This is a genomic window from Pseudomonas sp. SIMBA_068, from assembly GCF_046534705.1.
GTDB classification, from domain to species: domain Bacteria; phylum Pseudomonadota; class Gammaproteobacteria; order Pseudomonadales; family Pseudomonadaceae; genus Aquipseudomonas; species Aquipseudomonas putida.
In genome coordinates this window covers 1-330 of the sequence record NZ_JAWRYI010000199.1, presented here as the reverse complement: position 1 = coordinate 330, position 330 = coordinate 1, and the positions used below count along the sequence as shown (strand labels likewise).

Sequence of the window (330 nt, the reverse complement as noted above, 5' to 3'; positions counted from 1 at the left end):
GCCGGCGGAGCTACCAGCCAGCCCAGGCGCCAGCCGGTCATGCCGAAATATTTGGAGAAACTATTCAGGACGCAAGCGCTGTCCTCCACTTCCAGAACGCTGGCGGCATCGGCGCCATAGGTCAGGCCATGGTAGATCTCGTCCACCACCAGATGCCCGTTGCGAGCCTTGATCGCGGTGGACAACCCCGCCAACTCGTCCCGGCTCAGGACCGTGCCGGTGGGGTTCGCCGGCGAGGCCACCAGGGCGCCCACGCTGTCCTGATCCCAATAGCGCTCCACCAGGTCCGGCGTCAGTTGGTAACGCACATCCGGCCCCACCGGGACCAAC

At 65.8% G+C, this 330-nt stretch carries 1 protein-coding gene; it reads right to left on the bottom strand.

All coding sequences use genetic code 11. The annotated features are described in order from the left end of the window. The coding region (locus SB756_RS28810) for an aminotransferase class I/II-fold pyridoxal phosphate-dependent enzyme (RefSeq protein WP_410912933.1) at window positions 1-330 on the bottom strand (330 nt) is incomplete at both ends.